This window comes from Phenylobacterium sp. (assembly GCF_004297125.1).
Taxonomy (GTDB): Bacteria; Pseudomonadota; Alphaproteobacteria; order Caulobacterales; family Caulobacteraceae; genus Phenylobacterium.
Genome location: NZ_SCVD01000022.1, coordinates 96,204 through 112,779 on the forward strand (window position 1 = coordinate 96,204; position 16,576 = coordinate 112,779).

The following is a 16,576-nucleotide window of genomic DNA, read 5'->3' on the forward strand; positions in this document are numbered from 1 at the left end:
CTTTAAGATCGCGAGCCGAATTGCACGATCCATGGGTGGTGGTCTCGGCCTTTGCGGCCCGGCTGCAGATCTCACCAGGTACGCCAATTTCGCCGAACGCGTTGTCGGAGTAGGCTGTCCTCGCGCGTCCTAGGGGTGGGAGGTGACAGATGGCGCAAGCGATCCAACTGCTCGTCGGCACCCGCAAGGGCGCCTGGATCTACCGCAGCGACCAGCACCGGCAGGCCTGGTCGGTCGAAGGCCCGATGTTCCTGGGCCAGATCGTCAACCACTTCGTTCGCGACCCGCGCGACGGGCGGACCATGCTGATGGCGGCCTCCACCGGCCACCTGGGCCCCACGATCCTGCGCTCGGTCGACGGCGGCGCGACCTGGGCCGAGGCCAAGCGGCCGCCCGCGTTCCCGAAGGGCGACCCCCATGGCCGCTCGGTGGACCATTCCTTCTGGCTGGAGCCTGGCCACGCCGACGAGCCCGGCGTCTGGTGGGCTGGCTCATCGCCGCCGGGACTGTTCCGCAGCGCCGACGGGGGCGAGACCTGGGACGGGGTCGAGGGCCTCAACCAGCATCCCCAGGTGATGGCGTGGTTTCCGCCCGAGGGGGGCACGCCGGACGGGGCGATCCTGAACCAGATCCTGATCGACCCGCGCGACGCCCGGCACATGTATCTGGCCACCTGCTCGGCCGGCGTGCTGGAGACGAGGGACCAGGGCGCGACCTGGCGGCCGCTGAACCAGAACGTCCGCTGCGACTTCCTGCCCGACCCCTATCCGGAGTTCGGCCAGGACAGCCACTACGTCGCGCTTGCGCCGAGCGACCCCGACCGGCTCTGGCAGCAGAACCACTGCGGGATCTACCGCCTCGACCGCCCCGGCGAGCGCTGGGAGCGGATCGGTGAGGCCATGCCCAAGGACGTAGGCGACATCGGCTTCACCATCGTGCCGCACGCCCGCGACCGCGACACGGCCTGGGTCTGGCCCATGGACGGGACCGAGGTCTGGCCCCGCACCAGTCCGGGCGGCAGGCCCGCCGCCTACCGCACGCGCGACGCCGGCGCTTCGTGGGAGCGACAGGATCGCGGCTTCCCGGCCGAACAGGGCTGGTTCACGGTCAAGCGCCAGGCGTTCTGCGCCGACCGCGCCGATCCGCTGGGCCTCTACATCGGCACGACCGGCGGCGAGATCTGGATGAGCGGCGACGAGGGCGCGAGCTGGCGCCAGATCGCCGCCCACCTGCCCGAAATCTATTCGGTGGCGGCGGTCGAAGCCGCATGATCCGCGTCTCGATCCCCTCGCAGCTCATCGCCTACACCGACGGCGCGACGCGGGTGGAGGCTGAGGGCGCGACCGTGGGCGGGGTGCTGGACGACCTGGATCGGCGCTATCCGGGACTGAAGTTCCGGGTGATCGACGAACAGGACCGCATCCGCCGGCACGTGCGGATCTTCCTGGGCCAGGACGAGGCCCGGCGAACGGACGCCGCCGTGCGCGACGGCGGCGAACTGCTGATCTTCGGAGCCTTGTCGGGTGGCTAGAGAGCCATGACGCCCTTCTTCGGGGTCGCCGTGCCGCAGGTGGCGGCGCTCAGCGGGGCGCCGGCGGCGATCAGCGCCTCGCGGCGGCCGGCAGGCGTGGTTCGGATCTGGGCCTCCTCGAACGGCAGCAGGCCGGCGAAGGCAGGATGGGCCAGCGCACGGGCGACATAGGCCGCCGTCTTCGGCCAGCGAGCCGCGTCGATCGTGAACCGAGCCAAGGCGGCGTTGCGGAAGAAGGTGGCGATGGAGATGTCGGCCAGGCCGATGTCGCCGAACAGGAAGCCGTCGGCCGGGACTTGGCCTTCCAAGTAGTCGAGCACCGCCGGCGCGTCCTCGGCCAAGGTGTTCTCGGCGCGGGCCATGTCGCCCTTCTCCCCCCAGACCGCCGGATGCACGACGAGGGGATAGAACAGGCCCCAGATGAAGACGTCCCCCATCCGGCTGTCGGCGAACTCCTCCAGCCAGCGCGCCCGCGCGCGGTCCTTCGGATCGGCGGGCAGCAGCGGATGGCCCGGATAGGCTTCGTCCAGATAGGCGCAGATCACCGAGGAGTCGCAGAGCGACAGATCGCCGTCGACCAGCACAGGGATGCGCCGCAGCGGGCTCAGCCGCTCGAACTCGTCGTCGCCGAAGAAGGGGGTGATCGGATCGATCTCGTAGTCCAGCCCCTTCAGCGCCAGGCACGCGAGAACCTTGCGGACATAGGGCGATACGTAGCTGCCGATGATCTTCACGCCTGCCTCCTGGAACGCCGGGCAGGGTTGCCGCGCCGAGCCGCGAGCGCAAGCGCCAGTAACAGCTAGGCGGCCTGCGGCCGGATCTGGCGATCCAGCGCCTGCACGACCTGCCGCGGATGGAACGGTTTGGCGATGAACTGGGACCCGGCGACGCCCTCCGATGCGCAGCTCAGCGCCCGCGTCGCGGACACGAAGACGACAGGCAGCTGCGGGTAGGCGCCGCGGGCCCGGCGAGCGACGGCAAGCCCGTCGGCGCCCGGTCCGAGATCGACGTCGCTCACGAGGGCGGACAAGGGGCGGCGGCGATCAATCACCTCGAACGCGGCGGCGGCGCAGTAAACGGACTCCACGGCGAAGCCATTCTCCTGCAGATATTCTCGCAATGTCAGGTTGAGGACGAAATCGTCTTCGACGAGAAGAACACGAAGCCCTTGCATGCCAGCTTGTCCCTTGGGACCAAACAACTCTCAAGGTTGTAATTGTATCCCTGGCAACTGGGATTATTCTTGATTTGCCTCAAAGCCGCGGGACTACTCAACCCTCGCAACGAACTAGGAAGCCGCCGCCCCCGAAACCAAGGACGGCGGCTCGGCCTCAGAAGCGCAGCGCGCGCGCTTCCTTCACGTGCGGCAGGGCCTGGATCTTGGCCAGCAGCGCCTCGGACGGCTCCTGGTCCACCCCCACCAGGGCGATGGCGTCGTCCCCAGCATCGATGCGGCCCAGGTTGAAGGTGGCGATGTTCACGCCCGCCTCGCCCAGGAGGCCGCCCAGGGCGCCGATGAAGCCCGGCTTGTCCAGGTTGTTGACGTACAGCATCCGCGCGGCGAACGGCGCGTCCAGGTCCATGCCCTTCACCTCGACGACGCGCGGGGCGCCGGCCTGCACCGTGCCCGCGAACGAGCGCTTGCCCTTTTCGGTGGTGACCGTGATCCGAACCAGGCTCTCGTAGATCGGCGAGGCTTCCTGGCGGCTCTCCGAGAAGGTGATGCCGCGCTCCTTCGCCACCGCCGGCGCCGAGACCATGTTGATCTCCGCCAGCATCGGCCGCAGGACACCGGCCAGGGCCGCCGCGCTCAGCGGCTTGGTGTTGAGCTTGGAGACCTCGCCCTCGAAGGCGATGTCCACGGCCAGGACGCCGAAGTCCAGCATCTGGCCGGCCAGCGCGCCCAGCTTCTCGGCCAGGGCGACGAAGGGCTTCAGGCGCGGGGCTTCCTCGGCGGTGACCGAGGGGCTGTTCAGCGCATTGGTGACGGCGCCGGTGAGCAGGTAGTCGCTGATCTGTTCGGCCACCTGCAGCGCGACGTTCTCCTGCGCCTCGTTGGTGGACGCGCCGAGGTGGGGCGTGGCCACCAGGTTCGGCGCGCCGAACAGCACGTTTTCCTTGGCCGGCTCAGCCGTGAACACGTCGAAGCCCGCGCCGCCGATGTGGCCGCTCTCCAGGCCCGCGCGCAGCGCCGCCTCGTCGACCAGGCCGCCGCGGGCGCAGTTGATGATCAGCACGCCCTTCTTGGTCTTGGCCAGGTTCTCGGCCGACAGGATGTTGCGAGTCTTGTCCGTGAGCGGGGTGTGCAGGGTGATGATGTCGGCGCGGGCCAGCAGGTCTTCCAGCTCGACCTTCTCCACGCCGATCTCGACGGCGCGCTCCGGCGACAGGAACGGGTCGTAGGCCACGACCTTCATCTTCAGGCCCAGGGCGCGGTCGGCGACGATGCCGCCGATGTTGCCGGCGCCGATCAGGCCCAGGGTCTTGGCGTAGAGCTCCACGCCCATGAAGCGGTTCTTCTCCCACTTGCCGGCCTGGGTGGAGGCGTCGGCGGCCGGGAGCTGGCGGGCGAGCGCGAACATCAGGGCGATGGCGTGCTCGGCGGTGGTGATCGAGTTGCCGAAGGGGGTGTTCATCACGACGACGCCGGCGGCGGTCGCCGCGGGGATGTCGATGTTGTCGACGCCGATCCCGGCGCGGCCGATGACCTTCAGCTTCTTGGCCGCGGCGATGACGTCCTTGTTGGGCTTGGTGTCCGAACGGACGACGAGACCGTCGTAGTCGCCGATGACGGCGATCAGTTCGTCCTTGGTGAGGCCGGTCTTGATGTCGACGTCGATGCCGCGCTGACGGAAGATGTCGACGGCGGCGGGGCTCAGGCTATCGGCGATGAGAACGCGGGGCATGGTGAATCTCCTCAGGGAGCGCCCTCCCGGCCGGGCCGGGAGGGGTCATGTGTCAGGGTGTTGGGTGAGCCGCGACTAGGCGGCTTGAAGCGCGTCGAGTGTCGAGGCGAAGGCCCAGTCGAGCCACGGCGTCAGGGCGTCGAGGTCGGAGGTCTCAACCGTGGCGCCGCACCAGATCCTTAAGCCCGGAGGCGCGTCCCGATAGCCGCCGACATCGAGGGCCACGCCTTCCTTCTCCAGCACGGAGGCCAGCTTCTTGGCGAAGTCGGCCTGGGCGTCGGCGGAGAGGCCGGCGATCCGCGGATCGACCACCTTCAGGCACACCGAGGTGTTGGAGCGCGTGGCGGCGTCCTCGGCCAGGAAGGCGACCCAGGGCGTCTTGGCCACCCAGGCCTCGAGCACGGCCAGGTTGGCGTCGGCCCGACGCTTCATCTCCGTGAAGCCGCCGATCGAGGCGGCCCACTTGAGCGCATCGACCGCGTCCTCGACGGCGAGCATCGAGGGCGTGTTGATGGTCGCGCCCTCGAAGAGGTCGAGGGTGACCTTGCCACCCTTGGTCATGCGGAACAGCTTCGGCATGGGCCAGGCGGGGGTGTAGCTCTCGAGGCGGGCGACGGCGCGCGGCGACAGGACCAGCACGCCGTGTGCGGCCTCGCCGCCCAGCGCCTTCTGCCAGGAGAAGGTGACCACATCGAGCTTGGCCCAATCCAGGTCCTGCGCGAAGGCGGCCGAGGTGGCGTCGCAGATCGTCACGCCTTCGCGGTCGGCGGCGATGAAGTCGGCGTTCGGAACCCGCACGCCGGAGGTGGTGCCGTTCCAGGTGAACACCAAGTCGGCGTCCTTCCGGACCTTGGTCAGGTCGGGGAGCTTGCCGTAAGGGGCGTCCAGGACTTCCGCGTCCAGCTTGAGCTGCTTGGTGACGTCGGTCACCCAGTCCTTGCCGAAGCTCTCGAAGGCCAGGAGCTGGACCGGCCTGGGGCCCAGCATCGACCACAAGGCCATCTCGACGGCGCCGGTGTCGGAGCCGGGAACGATGCCGACGAGATAGTCGTCGGGCACGCCCAGCACCTCCCGGGTGCGGTCGATCGCCTCCTTGAGGCGCGCCTTGCCGATCTTCGACCGGTGCGAACGGCCCAGGACGGCGTTGCTGAGGTTTTCGGGATTCCATCCGGGGCGCTTGGCGCACGGGCCGGAAGAGAACTCGGGACGAGCCGGGCGCATGGCCGGCTTCGGCAGGGTATTCATAGCGATGTCTCCCATCCTTACAGATGAGCAGCGCCCCGTTGGGAGGGCGTGGCCCGCCGGCCAAAGGCATTTGTTTGGCGCGCGGCGCAAGCGAAAATTTTCTAACGATGCGTGAAGGCGGGCTCCCGCGCAGGCGGAGCGCGACCGGCCTGCGGCGATGTGATCCAAGCTTGGCGATAGGCTTGCCCGCCGCGTTCCACCTCAGGGTCACGCGGTCGGCATTGTGGCGGGTGACGTCCGGAATGGTCCGCTTCTACGGCGCCCGCGCGGATCCAGGCGGGGGTGGCGCCGACGCTGTGCGGGCAGAAGCAGTCCGGACCCGCCGTCGCCACGCGACGGCCGTGCCGATGATCAGGCACCAGATGATGCCGCTGAAATTTACGTTGTTGATCAAGGCATGCAGGTAGTCGGTGCTGGGTCGCGCCATCACAAGGTAGTAGGAGTGCAGGGAGAACTGCGCGGCATAGAACAGCATCACGCCGCCCATCCAGGGCGCCCCGTGGCGCACCGTGACCGCCAGCAGCGCCAGAGCCGTGAGCCCGTCGTTGACCAGGCGGACCAGCGCCTCGCTATCAGGCGCCGTCCAGTGGCTCGCTTCCCCGACCAAGGCGTTGGCGATAACGATGATCGCGGCCGTTCGCTCGGCGACGCCGCCTCTCCACAGGGCGAAGGCCGCCCCCAGGACGGAGAAGATGTTGATCACCAGTCGGACGGATATGTCTGGCATGATTAAGCGCCCCTAATGCAAATTAGAGGCGCCCAACCAGTTAATCTATCGCAATGATCCGTCGGCGAACCGACCGAGAGAAGCGTTAGATCGCTTCCCGCATGATCGTTTGCTCGCGGGACGCGCCTTCTTGAGGCTTGTCCTGGCCGCTCATCTTCGTGCGGATGCCGAGGCGAAGCTTCGCTTCGTTCAGCTCGTTGTGCACGCCGACCATAGCGGTACGGGCTTCGCTGAGAGCCTTCATGGCTTCCATCATCTTCACCTGCACGTCGTCAGCGAACACCAGCGAGGTGCTCACGTCAGTGCGGGCCTTGAGCATTTCGCTCATCAGCTCGGCCGCCTCCACCAGCGCGCCGTCAACGGCCGCTTCGGTTTCGAACAGCTTCTGGGCCACACGCTTGGCCACGAAAATCTTATCCATGTCGATACACCCCAAAAGTTACCCGACGCTCGTTAAGGTAAAGCAAAGGTTACCTTGCACGCAATGGACTCATTGGTTGTTAACCATGTTTTCCTCTGCGGCTAGTTGTAGCGTGGCGCCAAAGGCACAGTTTGAGTGATTCTCAGGTAGGACTCAGGTTCTGACGGAAGCGAAGCGTTAGGACTCGTTCGCTATCACTCAAAAGATGAGTTCGCACGCGGACACGCCAGTCGAAGAGGCGCCGAAAGGCTCTGCGCCTACGGCGACGTTCCATGCCCGCGTGGCTGGGGTCGGCCTCATCACGACCGTCGTGGTGCTGCTTGCCGCCTGCCTGACCTTCATGCTCCAGCAGTGGGCGGTCGCGCGCACGCAGTCGCATCGGTTCCATGACGGCCTGGCGGAGATCGCCGCTCAGGTCGCGAGCCCGTCCATGGGCCCGGGCGACCGCGTCCGCCTCAGGCAGGCGATGGGCGCGGTGCAGGCCAGCAAGGACGTGGTCGCCGCGCGCGTAACCGACATCGCCGGCCGCGAGGTCGTCAGCTTCCGAAGCCCGGAGGCGCCCGACACCGCCACCGAAACCATCAGCAAGCCGATCCTGCTGGACGGGAAGCCCGCCGGCCAGTTCACCATGACGGTCAGGCAGCCGTCGCTCACGCCCATGCTGCCGCAATTCATCGCGCTCACCTTCGTGCTGCTATTCGGCGGCGTGGGCGTGGCGCTGTTCCTGGCCCGCAGCCTGGCGCACCGGGTGATCCAGCCCGTCCAGGTGCTGTCGCAGGCCATGCGCGAGGTGGCCGCCGGCGGCAGCTTCAGCCCGGTGGAGATCGACGCCTCCGACGAGCTGTTCCAGAGCCTGACCGAAAGCTTCAATCACCTGCTCGCCAAGCTGGCCGAGCGCGAAGACGACCTGAAGGCCGCGATGCGCGAGCTGGAGCTGGCGCGCGACGCCGCCAACGCCGCCAACGTGCTGAAGACCCAGTTCCTGGCCAACATGAGCCACGAGATCCGTACGCCGCTGAACGGCGTCCTGGCCATGGCCGAGGTGATGGCCCTGGGCCAGCTCGACGCCGTGCAGCGCGACCGCCTCGATGTGATCCGTCGGTCGGGCGGCCTGCTGCTGGCCGTGCTGAACGACGTGCTGGACCTTTCGAAGATCGAGGCTGGCAAGCTGACCCTGTTCGAGGACGACTTCGACGTCGAAGCCGCAGTCGACCAGGCGCGCGAGAATTTCGAGGTCATGGCCAAGGCCAAGGGCCTGGGCTTCCAGATCACGGTGGCCGAAGAGGCCCGCGGCTGGTGGCGCGGCGACGCGGACCGCCTGCGCCAGATCGTCGGCAACCTGCTGTCCAACGCCGTCAAGTTCACGCCCCAGGGCGCGGTGAGCGCCGAGGTCGACGTCGGCGCAGCTGGCGGCCTGCGCATCGTGGTCCGCGACTCGGGCGTCGGCATCTCGCCCGAGAAGCTGCCCAGCCTGTTCGAGAAGTTCACCCAGGCCGACAACTCGGCCACCCGCCGTTTCGGCGGCACGGGCCTGGGTCTCGCCATCTGCCGCGAGCTGACCCAGATGATGGGCGGCTCCATCGACGTAGAGAGCCGCGAGGGCCACGGGTCCACCTTCACCGTCGAGCTGCCGCTCGAGCGCGGCCGCCCGGCCTCGCTGCCGGCGGCCGAGCCGTCGCAGGCCTCGGACGACGGCGACCTGCGCCTGCTGGCCGCCGAGGACAACCCGACCAACCAGCAGGTGCTGGCCGCCGTGCTGGGTTCCCTGGGCATCGAGGTGCATATCGTGCCCGACGGCAAGGAAGCCGTGGAGGCCTGGCGTACCGGCTCCTACGACCTGATCCTGATGGACATCCAGATGCCGGTCATGGACGGCATCACGGCCGCCTCCACGATCCGCGAGGCGGAGAAGGCCAGCGGCCGGCGCCGCACGCCGATCGTGGCCCTGACCGCCAACGCCCTGACCCACCAGGTCGAGGAGTATCTGGCGGTCGGCATGGACGCCCACGTGGCCAAGCCGATCGAGATCGCCAAGCTCTACGACGCAATCTCCTCTGTCCTGAACGCCGCCGCCCAAGGCGGCAGCGCCAGCAACGCCCAGGCCGGCGCCGCGGCTTGAGGCGCCAGCCTTCCTGAACGCCATGCAATGTAGGTGAACCTCGCCCAACGGTGAGGCTCAGACGTCGGTCATGCCCGGCGTGGTCTCTTGTCGTCACTGAAGGCCGATACCCGGCCGACACGGACTTGGAGACCAGACCATGAAGATCCTGATCGCCGCTCTGGCCGCCGTCACGACCGTGACGGCCTTCGCCGCCCCTGCCGCCGCGCAGCCCTACGGCCGCCACGACGAGGGCCGCTGGGAGCAAGGCGCCTACAACCTGAACCAGCGCCAGGCGCAGCTGAACAGCCGGATCGAGATCGGCGTCCGCCGCGGCGACATCTCGCGCCGGGAAGCCGCCGACCTGCGCAACCAGTCCTACGAGATCGCCCGGCTTGAAGCCCATTATCGCGTCAACGGCCTGAACCCCCGCGAACGCGCCGACCTCGACCGTCGTTTCGACCGCCTGGAGATGCGGATCGTCCGCGAAGCCCACGACCGCGACTACGGCCAGGGCTACGGCCACCGCCGCTAACCGCGGCTTCGACATCCCGCCGGGCTGATCCCCGGCGGAGAGAGGGACGCCCTCGGAGCCTCGCGCTTCGGGGGCGTCTCTACGTCTATGGCGCCGTGCGCAGCCGGCTTTCCATCATCGTCACGGCCTGGCCGCGCAGCAGGACGCGGTCGCCGCGATGCTCGCATTCGAGGTCGCCGCCCCGACCTGGATAGGCCTGGTGGAAGCGCACCACCGGGCGACCCAGCTTCTGCGCATAGAGCGGCGACAGAATGCAGTGCAGCGAACCGGTGGCCGGATCCTCCGGGATGCCCGAGCCCGGAGCGAAGAACCGGTCGACGACGTCGTAGGGGCCGTCGTTCGCCCGCGCCGCGACGCCGATGTTGCCGCGCCCGCCCGTCGCCTCGCCGGAAATGCGGTTCAGCGCCGGGATGTCGGGCTTGAGGTTCCTCACCGTGGCCTCGTCGTCGAAGAGCGCGACGAGGTAGGTCGAAGCCCAGACTTCGGAAGGCTCGGCGCCCAGGGCCTCGGCCAGCCCCGCGGGCGTCGTCGTCCGCACGGGCGGCTGGGCCGGAAAGTCCATTTCGTAGCCGCCGCCCACCCGCGCCACCGTCAGCGGTCCCGACTGGGTGTCGAAGGTGATCTTGTCCGCCGCGACGCCGATCTCGCTGAACAGGGTGTGGCCGGAGGCCAGAGTCGCGTGGCCGCACAGCGGAACCTCCAGGAGCGGCGTGAACCAGCGGAGGCCGAAGCGCGCGGGATCGGCGGTCTTCAGCAGGAAGGCCGTCTCGGCCTGGTTGTTCTCCGCCGCCAGCGCCTGCATCCAGGTGGCGTCCGGCCAGGCGTCGAAGGGCTCGGCGACGCACGCGGGGTTACCCCGGAAGGGCTGGGGGGCGAACGCGTCAACGGTCCACTGGCGCAAGACTGGCCTCCTCGAAATCGAGGCCAGGACTTGCGTCGCGGCGGCCTCGGCGGCAAGGGCCAGTTCCCGCGAAATGGACCGCCGGAGGCCGTGATGAGCTACGAGGTAAGCGACGACGCAGAGCGGTTCGACCTGCTCCGCGCCCATCGCTGGATCGCCACCCAGAGCTATTGGGCCGAGGGCATCCCGTTCCAGACCTTCGCGAAAGCCTGCGCCAACAGCATGACCGTCGGCGCCTACACCGCCGACGGCGCCATGGCCGCCATGGCGCGCGTCGTCACCGACCGCGCGACGTTCGGCTGGATCTGCGACGTCTTCGTGGACGAGGACCATCGCGGCGCGGGGCTGGGCAAGCGGATCATGGCCTACCTGAAGGCCCATCCGGACCTCCAGAACCTGCGGCGGCTGCACCTGGCCACCCGCGACGCCCATGGACTCTATCGCCAGTTCGGATTCACCGAGCTGACGGGCGTGGCGAACTGGATGGAGATCCGCGACCCCGACGTCTACCGGCGCTAGTCGGGGATCACCTGGAGCTCGGGCCAGCGGGCCTTCGCGCGTTCCGCGACCCTGTCGAAGTTCGGGCTGCGGCGGCCCGGATTGTAGCGCATCCGCATCGCGAACAGGTCGTCCAGGCCGAAAGGCGCCTGGATCGTCATGGCGTCGTCGGCGCCCAACCGCACCGCCACGGCGAACACCGGGCTCACGAAGCGGGTCAGGGCCTCGGCGCAGCTTCCCAGCGGCGCATAGGGCTCGCCGAAATGGCCTTCGAACCAGACGTGGACCCGGGCCTGGTTGCGCACCTCGACCATCTCGCGCAGCGGCGGCTCGAAGGCGGCGGCCACCCTTTTGATCACCACGTCCTCGGCCTCGTACGAGATGTCAGAGGCGTCGAAGTAGCCGACGTCGTAGTCCCTGATGCCGTAGTCCAGCGGGCGGCCGGTGAGATCGTTGAACACCCGCTGGTAGACCGCGCCCGAGAACACCAGCCAATCCGGCAGGTCCAGCTCGCGCAGGGTCCGCAGCACATGCATCAGCGGATCGGAACGGCGAAGGATCGCCTCCAGGCGGGCTTCCGGGCTCAAACGCGGCCTCGCAGCGTCCAGCCGTGGTCCAGCGGTCCGTGGCCGGCGCCGAAGCCCGGCGCGCGCAGCATCGCCTCATGTACATAGTCCCAGGCCCGCGCCACGGCGACCGTCAGCGGCAGCCCCTGCGCCAGGCCGGTCGCGCATGCCGAGGCCAGGGTGCAGCCGGTGCCGTGGGTGTGGCGGCTGTCGATCCGCTCGCCTTCGAAGGCGGTCTCGCCGTCGGCGGTCATCAGGATGTCGACCACGCGATCGCCCGCCACGTGGCCGCCCTTCATCAGCACGGCCCGCGCCCCGGCCGCCAGCAGCGCATCGCCCGCCCGGCGCAGGTCGTCCGTCGTCTCGACGGCCAGCCCGGTCAGAGCCCCGGCCTCCGGCGCATTGGGGGTCAGCAGGGCGGCCCGCGGGATCAGCCGCTCGCGCAACGCCGCCACTGCGTCCGCGGCCAGCAGCGAGGCGCCGCCCTTGGCGGCCATCACGGGATCGATCACCGCGGGGACCAGGGCCTGGTCCAGCAGCCGCGCCACCAGTTCGACGGTGGCCGCGTCGCCCAGCATGCCGGTCTTGATGGCGTCGGCGCCGATGTCGGACAGCACGGCTCGGGCTTGGGCCTCGATCACCGCCAGCGGAATCGGATGGACGCCGGTGACGCCCAGCGTGTTCTGCACCGTCACCGCCGTGATTGCGGTCGCGGCATAGCCGCCGAGCGCGGTGACGGTCTTGATGTCCGCCTGGACGCCGGCGCCGCCGCCGCTGTCGGATCCGGCGATGATCAGGACTCGGCCCAGGGACTGCATCGGCCCAGATACGCCCGGCACGGGCCAAAGTGCATCGGGATTTACGAACTATCCCCAAGCAGCCAGCCTGCCCGCCATGGACGCCGACGCCTTCGCCGAACGCTTCGCTGACGCCTACCAGGGCGTCTATCTGCACGGGGTGCGCCGCGTGCGGGACAAGCGCGACCAGCTCACCCGGGAAACCACCGCCTTCCTGCTGCACCTGGCCGAGGCCGGCCCGATGACCCTCACCGAGCTCACCCGTCACCTGGACCGCGCGCCCTCGACTCTCAGCGAGATGGTCGACCAACTGGCCGGCAAGGACCTCGTGCGCCGCGAGCCCGATCCCGCGGATGCGCGCCGCGCCTTGATCTGGCTCACGGCCAACGGCCGCGACATCCTGGCTGATACTTTGCGGGTGCTCGACCGCGAGCGCTTGGCCCGCGCCGCCGCAAGGCTCGATCCCAAACGCCGCGCCCTGCTCGCCGAAGCGCTGGCCGAGCTCGTCCAAGCCCTCAAGACGGAGAAACCCGACCTATGACCCACAAGTGCGAGAGCTGCGGCATGCCCATCGAGAACGGCCGTTACTGCCAGTATTGCGTCGACGAGACGGGCGCCCTGCAGGACTTCGACACCCGCTTTGGCCGCATGGTCGACTGGCAGCTGCGCGAGCGGGGCGGTGACCGCGCCGCCGCCGAGCGCGACACCCTGGCCTACATGGCCACCCTCCCGGCCTGGAAGGACCACCCGCGGGTCAAGGGAGCGGTCTGACCCCTTCCACATAAATATTCTCTTTTAGTTATATTTCTGTTTGCGTATATGTCTGCGCATGACGCCGTTCGAAGCCGTGGCCGAGCCCAGCCGCCGGGCGATCCTGGATATCCTGCGCGCTGGCGAGCGGCCGGCCGGCGACCTCGTGGCGGCCCTGGCCCTGAGCCAGCCCGGCGTCTCCAAGCACCTGAAGCTGCTGCGCGAGGCCGGCCTCGTCAGCGTCCGCGCCGACGGCCAGCGCCGGCTCTATCGCCTGCAGCCGCAGGGGCTGAAGGAATTGGAGGCGTGGCTGGCGCCCTATCGCCACTTCTGGGCGGACCGGCTCGCCGCCCTCGGCGATCATCTGGAGCGTGACCAATGACCCATCGTGACCTGGGGGAAATCCGCCGAACCGGCGAGACCATCGAAGTGGTCTTCCACCGCCGCTACGCCCGGCCGGTCGAAAAGGTGTGGGCCGCGCTGACCGTGCCCGAGCGCATCTCGGACTGGTTCGCCAACACCATCATCGATCGCCTGGAAGCCGGCGGCGTGATGCAACTCGACTTCAAGGACGAGAACTATCGCAGCCTGGGCCGCATCGTGATCTTCGAGCCGATGCGAACCTTCGCCTGGGCCTGGACCGAACTGGACGGATCGAAGGAGTCGCTCGTCCGCTGGGACCTTGAGCCCGACGGCGACGGCTGCAAGGTCACCCTCACCCATTCGGGCCTTCCGCCGGAAGACGCGGCTGGCGTGGCATCCGGCTGGCACGCCCATCTGCAGGCCATCGAGGATGGGGCCGACGGGATCGAGACGCCCTGGAGCACGGTGCGCGCCCGCGCCGACGCCGCCAAGCCGCTCTACGAGGATCGCGCCTTGTAGATCGCGGCCTGCACGGCCAGCGCCTGCACGGTCTCGCGCACGTCATGGACCCGCACGGCCGCCACGCCGGCTGACGCGCCGGCGAGGGCCGCGGCGATCGAGCCGCCCAGCCGCTGGTCGGGCCCGGCCCCACCGTCGAGCGCCCCGATGAAGGCCTTGCGGCTGGCGCCCAGCAGCACCGGGAAACCCAGCGCCACGATCCGGTCGAGGCCGGCCATGAGCGGCAGGTTGTGGCGCAGCATGTGCTTGCCGAAGCCGATGCCGGGATCGAGCCAGATCTTCTCGCGCGCGACGCCCGCCGCCATCGCCGCCCGGGCCCGCTCGGCCAGGAACGCCGCCACCTCGCCCACCACGTCGTCGTAGTGCGGTTCGGCCTGCATGGTGCGCGGCTCGCCCTTCATGTGCATCAGCACGACCTCGCAGCCGAGATCGGCGGCCGTCGCCAGGCTCTCGGGCGCATGTCGCAGCGCGGTCACGTCGTTCCAGATCGTGGCCCCGGCCGCCATCGCCGCACGGGCGACCTGCGGCTTCATGGTGTCGACCGAAACCGGGACTGAGCCCTCGGCCCGGATGGCCGCGATCAGCGGGACGAGCCGTTCGACCTCCGCCTCGGCGGTGACCGGTTGCGCGCCCGGCCGCGTGGATTCCGCGCCCACATCCAGGATGTCCGCCCCCTCGGCGATCAGCCGCCGGGCGTGGTCCAGCGCCGCTTCGGGTGCGAGGAAGCGGCCGCCATCCGAGAAGCTGTCGGGCGTGGCGTTGACGATGCCCATGACCTTTGGGCGGGCGATGATCTGCGGTTGGGAACTCATGGGGCCTCAACCCACTCATACTGTCGAGCGTAGCCTTACGGAAAGCGCCAGGGAGGGACGCCGTGGCCGAGATCAACGGAACCAGCGCGCGCGACACGATCAACGGCACGGCCGGAGCCGACACCCTGTCCGGACGCGACGGCTCGGACAGCGTCTTCGGCGGGGCCGGCGGCGACACGATCTACGGCCACTCCACGGCCGACACCGAGGCCGGGTCGCAGATCATCGACGCCCTGAGGGTGGCCTCGGGGCTGTCCGGCCCGCTGTTCGCCGCCTCGCCGCCGGGCGACCCGGACCGTCTGTTCGTCGTGGAGCAGCACACCGGCCGCATTCGGATCCTGGACCTGAACACCGGCCAGCTGAACGGCGACCACTTCCTGGACCTGCCCGACAGCAGCCTGGCGACCGGCGGCGAGCAGGGCCTTCTGGGGCTGGCCTTCCATCCGAACTATGCGAGCAACGGCCTCTTCTATGTGAACCTGACCAACCAGGCAGGCGACACCGAGGTCCGCGAGTACCGCCGCGCCGACGCCAACCACGCCGACGCCGCCTCCGGCCGGGCGATCCTCGGCATCGACCAGCCGTTCGACAACCACAACGGCGGCTGGATGGGCTTCGGGCCGGACGGGATGCTCTATATCGCCTCGGGCGACGGCGGCTCGGGGGGCGACCCGCAGAACAACGCCCAGAACCTGAATTCCCTGCTGGGCAAGATCCTCAGGATCGACGTGAATTCCGACGCCTTCCCGGGCGACGCGGCGCGGAACTACGCCATCCCCACGGGCAATCCCTTCGCGGGCGGCGTGGCGGGGGCGGACGAGGTCTGGCTCTACGGCCTGCGCAATCCCTGGCGGGCCAGCTTCGACAGCGCCACCGGCGACCTCTGGATCGGCGACGTGGGCCAGGGCGCGCGCGAGGAGATCGACCGCATCGCCGCCGGCCAGGGCGGCCTGAACCTGGGCTGGAAGTTCAAGGAGGGGCTCCAGACCTTCTCCGGCGCCCCCCCGGCCGGGCTGACCGACCCTATCCTCGACTACGATCGCAGCACACCGCTCTATTCCGGGGTCTCGGTGACCGGCGGCTATGTCTACCATGGGCCCGGTGGCGCCCAGGGGCTCTATGTCTTCGGGGACTTCGGCAGCGGCGCCCTCTGGACCGTGGGCTACGGGAACGGCCAGGCCCAGGACTTCCTCAACCGAAACGGCCAGCTCTCCATCTCCGGCGGCGGCGACATCGACCAGATCGCCTCGTTCGCCGTGGACGGGACCGGGCGGCTCTACCTGATCGGCCTGGACGGCGACATCCATCGGCTGACCCCGCGGGCTACCGCCGGCGACGCTTCGGACTACCTGCGCGGCGAGGACGGCGACGACCGGATCTTCGGCGGCCTGGCCTTCGACGATGTCCATGGCAACCAGGGCGACGACACGGTCTCCGGCGGTCTGGGCGGCGACTGGGTGGTGGGCGGCAAGGACAACGACAGCCTGTCGGGCGACGAGGGCGACGACGTCGTCTTCGGCAACCTCGGCGCCGATGCCGCCGACGGCGGCGTGGGTGACGACGTGGTGCGCGGCGGCCAGGGCGACGACCTCCTGCGGGGCGGCGACGGCGCGGACTTCGTCTCCGGCGACCTCGGCAGCGACACGGTCACCGGTGGGGCCGGCGCGGACATCTTCAACAGCTTCGGAGACGCCGGCCTCGACCGGGTCACCGACTTCAACCGCTCCGAGGGCGACCGCGTGCGCCTCGACGCCGGCAGCACCTATACCGTCAGCCAGCAGGGGGCGGACACCGTGGTCGCCGTCACAGGGGGCGCGACCGTCGTACTGGTCGGCGTGCAGATGTCGGCCCTGACCGGCGACTGGATCTTCGTGGGCTAGAACGAAACCCAAGAAAAAGGCGGCTGC

The 16,576-nt window shown here is 69.2% G+C and carries 20 protein-coding genes; 10 read left to right on the top strand and 10 right to left on the bottom strand.

The genetic code is table 11. The features are described from left to right. Nucleotides 1–149: 149 nt before the first annotated feature. Complete coding sequence (locus tag EPO51_RS15330; protein WP_293352026.1) at nt 150–1,271, top strand: WD40/YVTN/BNR-like repeat-containing protein; 1,122 nt, start codon at nt 150–152, stop codon at nt 1,269–1,271. Beyond that, a complete protein-coding gene (locus EPO51_RS15335) occupies nt 1,268–1,531 on the top strand; it encodes a MoaD/ThiS family protein (RefSeq protein ID WP_293352028.1) in 264 nt (87 codons plus the stop codon). The genes EPO51_RS15330 and EPO51_RS15335 overlap by 4 nt, the downstream gene beginning before the upstream one ends. On the opposite strand, the gene EPO51_RS15340 is transcribed toward EPO51_RS15335, so the two are convergent. From EPO51_RS15340 to EPO51_RS15365, 6 genes are all read right to left on the bottom strand, one after another. Further along, the gene (locus tag EPO51_RS15340; RefSeq protein ID WP_293352030.1) at nt 1,528–2,265 is read right to left on the bottom strand and encodes a glutathione S-transferase family protein; all 738 of its coding nucleotides are present in this window, start codon (nt 2,263–2,265) and stop codon (nt 1,528–1,530) included. The two genes, EPO51_RS15335 and EPO51_RS15340, sit on opposite strands and share 4 nt — an antisense overlap. Before the next feature lie 65 nt (nt 2,266–2,330). Then, a complete protein-coding gene (locus tag EPO51_RS15345) occupies nt 2,331–2,705 on the bottom strand; it encodes a response regulator (protein ID WP_293352032.1) in 375 nt (124 codons plus the stop codon). Nucleotides 2,706–2,862: 157 nt separating this feature from the next. Then, entirely contained in the window at nt 2,863–4,437 is a 1,575-nt protein-coding gene (serA, locus tag EPO51_RS15350; protein ID WP_293352034.1) for a phosphoglycerate dehydrogenase, read from the bottom strand. Nucleotides 4,438–4,512: 75 nt separating this feature from the next. Further along, nucleotides 4,513–5,682, bottom strand: a complete 1,170-nt coding sequence (locus EPO51_RS15355; RefSeq protein ID WP_293352036.1) for a phosphoserine transaminase — start codon at nt 5,680–5,682, stop codon at nt 4,513–4,515. 253 nt (nt 5,683–5,935) lie between these two features. Continuing rightward, nucleotides 5,936–6,409, bottom strand: a complete 474-nt coding sequence (locus EPO51_RS15360) for a hypothetical protein (protein ID WP_293352038.1) — start codon at nt 6,407–6,409, stop codon at nt 5,936–5,938. 85 nt (nt 6,410–6,494) lie between these two features. Beyond that, nucleotides 6,495–6,830: a hypothetical protein gene (locus tag EPO51_RS15365; RefSeq protein WP_293352040.1), complete on the bottom strand. Its 336-nt coding sequence runs from the start codon at nt 6,828–6,830 to the stop codon at nt 6,495–6,497. A gap of 205 nt (nt 6,831–7,035) precedes the next feature. On the opposite strand from EPO51_RS15365, the gene EPO51_RS15370 reads away from it, so the two are divergent. Beyond that, complete coding sequence (locus EPO51_RS15370) at nt 7,036–8,949, top strand: ATP-binding protein (protein WP_293352042.1); 1,914 nt, start codon at nt 7,036–7,038, stop codon at nt 8,947–8,949. Between the two features lie 139 nt (nt 8,950–9,088). Continuing rightward, entirely contained in the window at nt 9,089–9,463 is a 375-nt protein-coding gene (locus EPO51_RS15375; protein WP_293352044.1) for a hypothetical protein, read from the top strand. An 85-nt stretch (nt 9,464–9,548) separates the two neighbouring features. Here EPO51_RS15375 and EPO51_RS15380 read toward each other — a convergent pair whose 3' ends face one another. Then, nucleotides 9,549–10,364, bottom strand: a complete 816-nt coding sequence (locus EPO51_RS15380) for a PhzF family phenazine biosynthesis protein (protein WP_293352046.1) — start codon at nt 10,362–10,364, stop codon at nt 9,549–9,551. A 93-nt stretch (nt 10,365–10,457) separates the two neighbouring features. On the opposite strand from EPO51_RS15380, the gene EPO51_RS15385 reads away from it, so the two are divergent. Beyond that, nucleotides 10,458–10,883, top strand: coding sequence for a GNAT family N-acetyltransferase (locus EPO51_RS15385; RefSeq protein WP_293352048.1), 426 nt, complete (start codon nt 10,458–10,460; stop codon nt 10,881–10,883). On the opposite strand, the gene EPO51_RS15390 is transcribed toward EPO51_RS15385, so the two are convergent. Beyond that, entirely contained in the window at nt 10,880–11,449 is a 570-nt protein-coding gene (locus tag EPO51_RS15390) for a nucleotidyltransferase family protein (protein ID WP_465246608.1), read from the bottom strand. The two genes, EPO51_RS15385 and EPO51_RS15390, sit on opposite strands and share 4 nt — an antisense overlap. Further along, on the bottom strand, nt 11,446–12,246 hold the full coding sequence (gene thiD, locus EPO51_RS15395; protein ID WP_293352050.1) for a bifunctional hydroxymethylpyrimidine kinase/phosphomethylpyrimidine kinase: 801 nt from the start codon (nt 12,244–12,246) through the stop codon (nt 11,446–11,448). Before thiD ends, EPO51_RS15390 begins: the two co-directional genes overlap by 4 nt. Before the next feature lie 76 nt (nt 12,247–12,322). Here thiD and EPO51_RS15400 point away from each other — a divergent pair, with 76 nt between their 5' ends. The 4 genes from EPO51_RS15400 to EPO51_RS15415 are packed head-to-tail and all read left to right on the top strand — an operon-like array spanning nt 12,323 to nt 13,857. Beyond that, nucleotides 12,323–12,766: a MarR family winged helix-turn-helix transcriptional regulator gene (locus EPO51_RS15400; RefSeq protein WP_293352052.1), complete on the top strand. Its 444-nt coding sequence runs from the start codon at nt 12,323–12,325 to the stop codon at nt 12,764–12,766. Beyond that, the gene (locus EPO51_RS15405; protein WP_293352053.1) at nt 12,763–12,996 is read left to right on the top strand and encodes a zinc ribbon domain-containing protein; all 234 of its coding nucleotides are present in this window, start codon (nt 12,763–12,765) and stop codon (nt 12,994–12,996) included. Before EPO51_RS15400 ends, EPO51_RS15405 begins: the two co-directional genes overlap by 4 nt. A gap of 58 nt (nt 12,997–13,054) precedes the next feature. After that, nucleotides 13,055–13,357: an ArsR/SmtB family transcription factor gene (locus tag EPO51_RS15410; protein WP_293352054.1), complete on the top strand. Its 303-nt coding sequence runs from the start codon at nt 13,055–13,057 to the stop codon at nt 13,355–13,357. Further along, nucleotides 13,354–13,857, top strand: a complete 504-nt coding sequence (locus tag EPO51_RS15415) for an SRPBCC family protein (RefSeq protein WP_293352055.1) — start codon at nt 13,354–13,356, stop codon at nt 13,855–13,857. Before EPO51_RS15410 ends, EPO51_RS15415 begins: the two co-directional genes overlap by 4 nt. On the opposite strand, the gene folP is transcribed toward EPO51_RS15415, so the two are convergent. Continuing rightward, on the bottom strand, nt 13,836–14,669 hold the full coding sequence (folP, locus tag EPO51_RS15420; protein WP_293352056.1) for a dihydropteroate synthase: 834 nt from the start codon (nt 14,667–14,669) through the stop codon (nt 13,836–13,838). The two genes, EPO51_RS15415 and folP, sit on opposite strands and share 22 nt — an antisense overlap. A gap of 62 nt (nt 14,670–14,731) precedes the next feature. Here folP and EPO51_RS15425 point away from each other — a divergent pair, with 62 nt between their 5' ends. After that, entirely contained in the window at nt 14,732–16,549 is a 1,818-nt protein-coding gene (locus EPO51_RS15425; RefSeq protein WP_293352058.1) for a PQQ-dependent sugar dehydrogenase, read from the top strand. The last annotated feature ends 27 nt before the right edge of the window (nt 16,550–16,576 follow it).

What these genes read in the sequence shown, in the direction of transcription:
- EPO51_RS15330 (WP_293352026.1), top strand. Translation starts at nt 150, where the DNA reads ATGGCGCAAGCGATCCAACTGCTCGTCGGCACCCGCAAGGGCGCCTGG.
- EPO51_RS15335 (WP_293352028.1), top strand. Translation starts at nt 1,268, where the DNA reads ATGATCCGCGTCTCGATCCCCTCGCAGCTCATCGCCTACACCGACGGC.
- EPO51_RS15345 (WP_293352032.1), bottom strand. Translation starts at nt 2,705, where the DNA reads ATGCAAGGGCTTCGTGTTCTTCTCGTCGAAGACGATTTCGTCCTCAAC.
- serA (WP_293352034.1), bottom strand. Translation starts at nt 4,437, where the DNA reads ATGCCCCGCGTTCTCATCGCCGATAGCCTGAGCCCCGCCGCCGTCGAC.
- EPO51_RS15355 (WP_293352036.1), bottom strand. Translation starts at nt 5,682, where the DNA reads ATGAATACCCTGCCGAAGCCGGCCATGCGCCCGGCTCGTCCCGAGTTC.
- EPO51_RS15360 (WP_293352038.1), bottom strand. Translation starts at nt 6,409, where the DNA reads ATGCCAGACATATCCGTCCGACTGGTGATCAACATCTTCTCCGTCCTG.
- EPO51_RS15365 (WP_293352040.1), bottom strand. Translation starts at nt 6,830, where the DNA reads ATGGATAAGATTTTCGTGGCCAAGCGTGTGGCCCAGAAGCTGTTCGAA.
- EPO51_RS15370 (WP_293352042.1), top strand. Translation starts at nt 7,036, where the DNA reads ATGAGTTCGCACGCGGACACGCCAGTCGAAGAGGCGCCGAAAGGCTCT.
- EPO51_RS15375 (WP_293352044.1), top strand. Translation starts at nt 9,089, where the DNA reads ATGAAGATCCTGATCGCCGCTCTGGCCGCCGTCACGACCGTGACGGCC.
- EPO51_RS15385 (WP_293352048.1), top strand. Translation starts at nt 10,458, where the DNA reads ATGAGCTACGAGGTAAGCGACGACGCAGAGCGGTTCGACCTGCTCCGC.
- thiD (WP_293352050.1), bottom strand. Translation starts at nt 12,246, where the DNA reads ATGCAGTCCCTGGGCCGAGTCCTGATCATCGCCGGATCCGACAGCGGC.
- EPO51_RS15400 (WP_293352052.1), top strand. Translation starts at nt 12,323, where the DNA reads ATGGACGCCGACGCCTTCGCCGAACGCTTCGCTGACGCCTACCAGGGC.
- EPO51_RS15405 (WP_293352053.1), top strand. Translation starts at nt 12,763, where the DNA reads ATGACCCACAAGTGCGAGAGCTGCGGCATGCCCATCGAGAACGGCCGT.
- EPO51_RS15410 (WP_293352054.1), top strand. Translation starts at nt 13,055, where the DNA reads ATGACGCCGTTCGAAGCCGTGGCCGAGCCCAGCCGCCGGGCGATCCTG.
- EPO51_RS15415 (WP_293352055.1), top strand. Translation starts at nt 13,354, where the DNA reads ATGACCCATCGTGACCTGGGGGAAATCCGCCGAACCGGCGAGACCATC.
- folP (WP_293352056.1), bottom strand. Translation starts at nt 14,669, where the DNA reads ATGAGTTCCCAACCGCAGATCATCGCCCGCCCAAAGGTCATGGGCATC.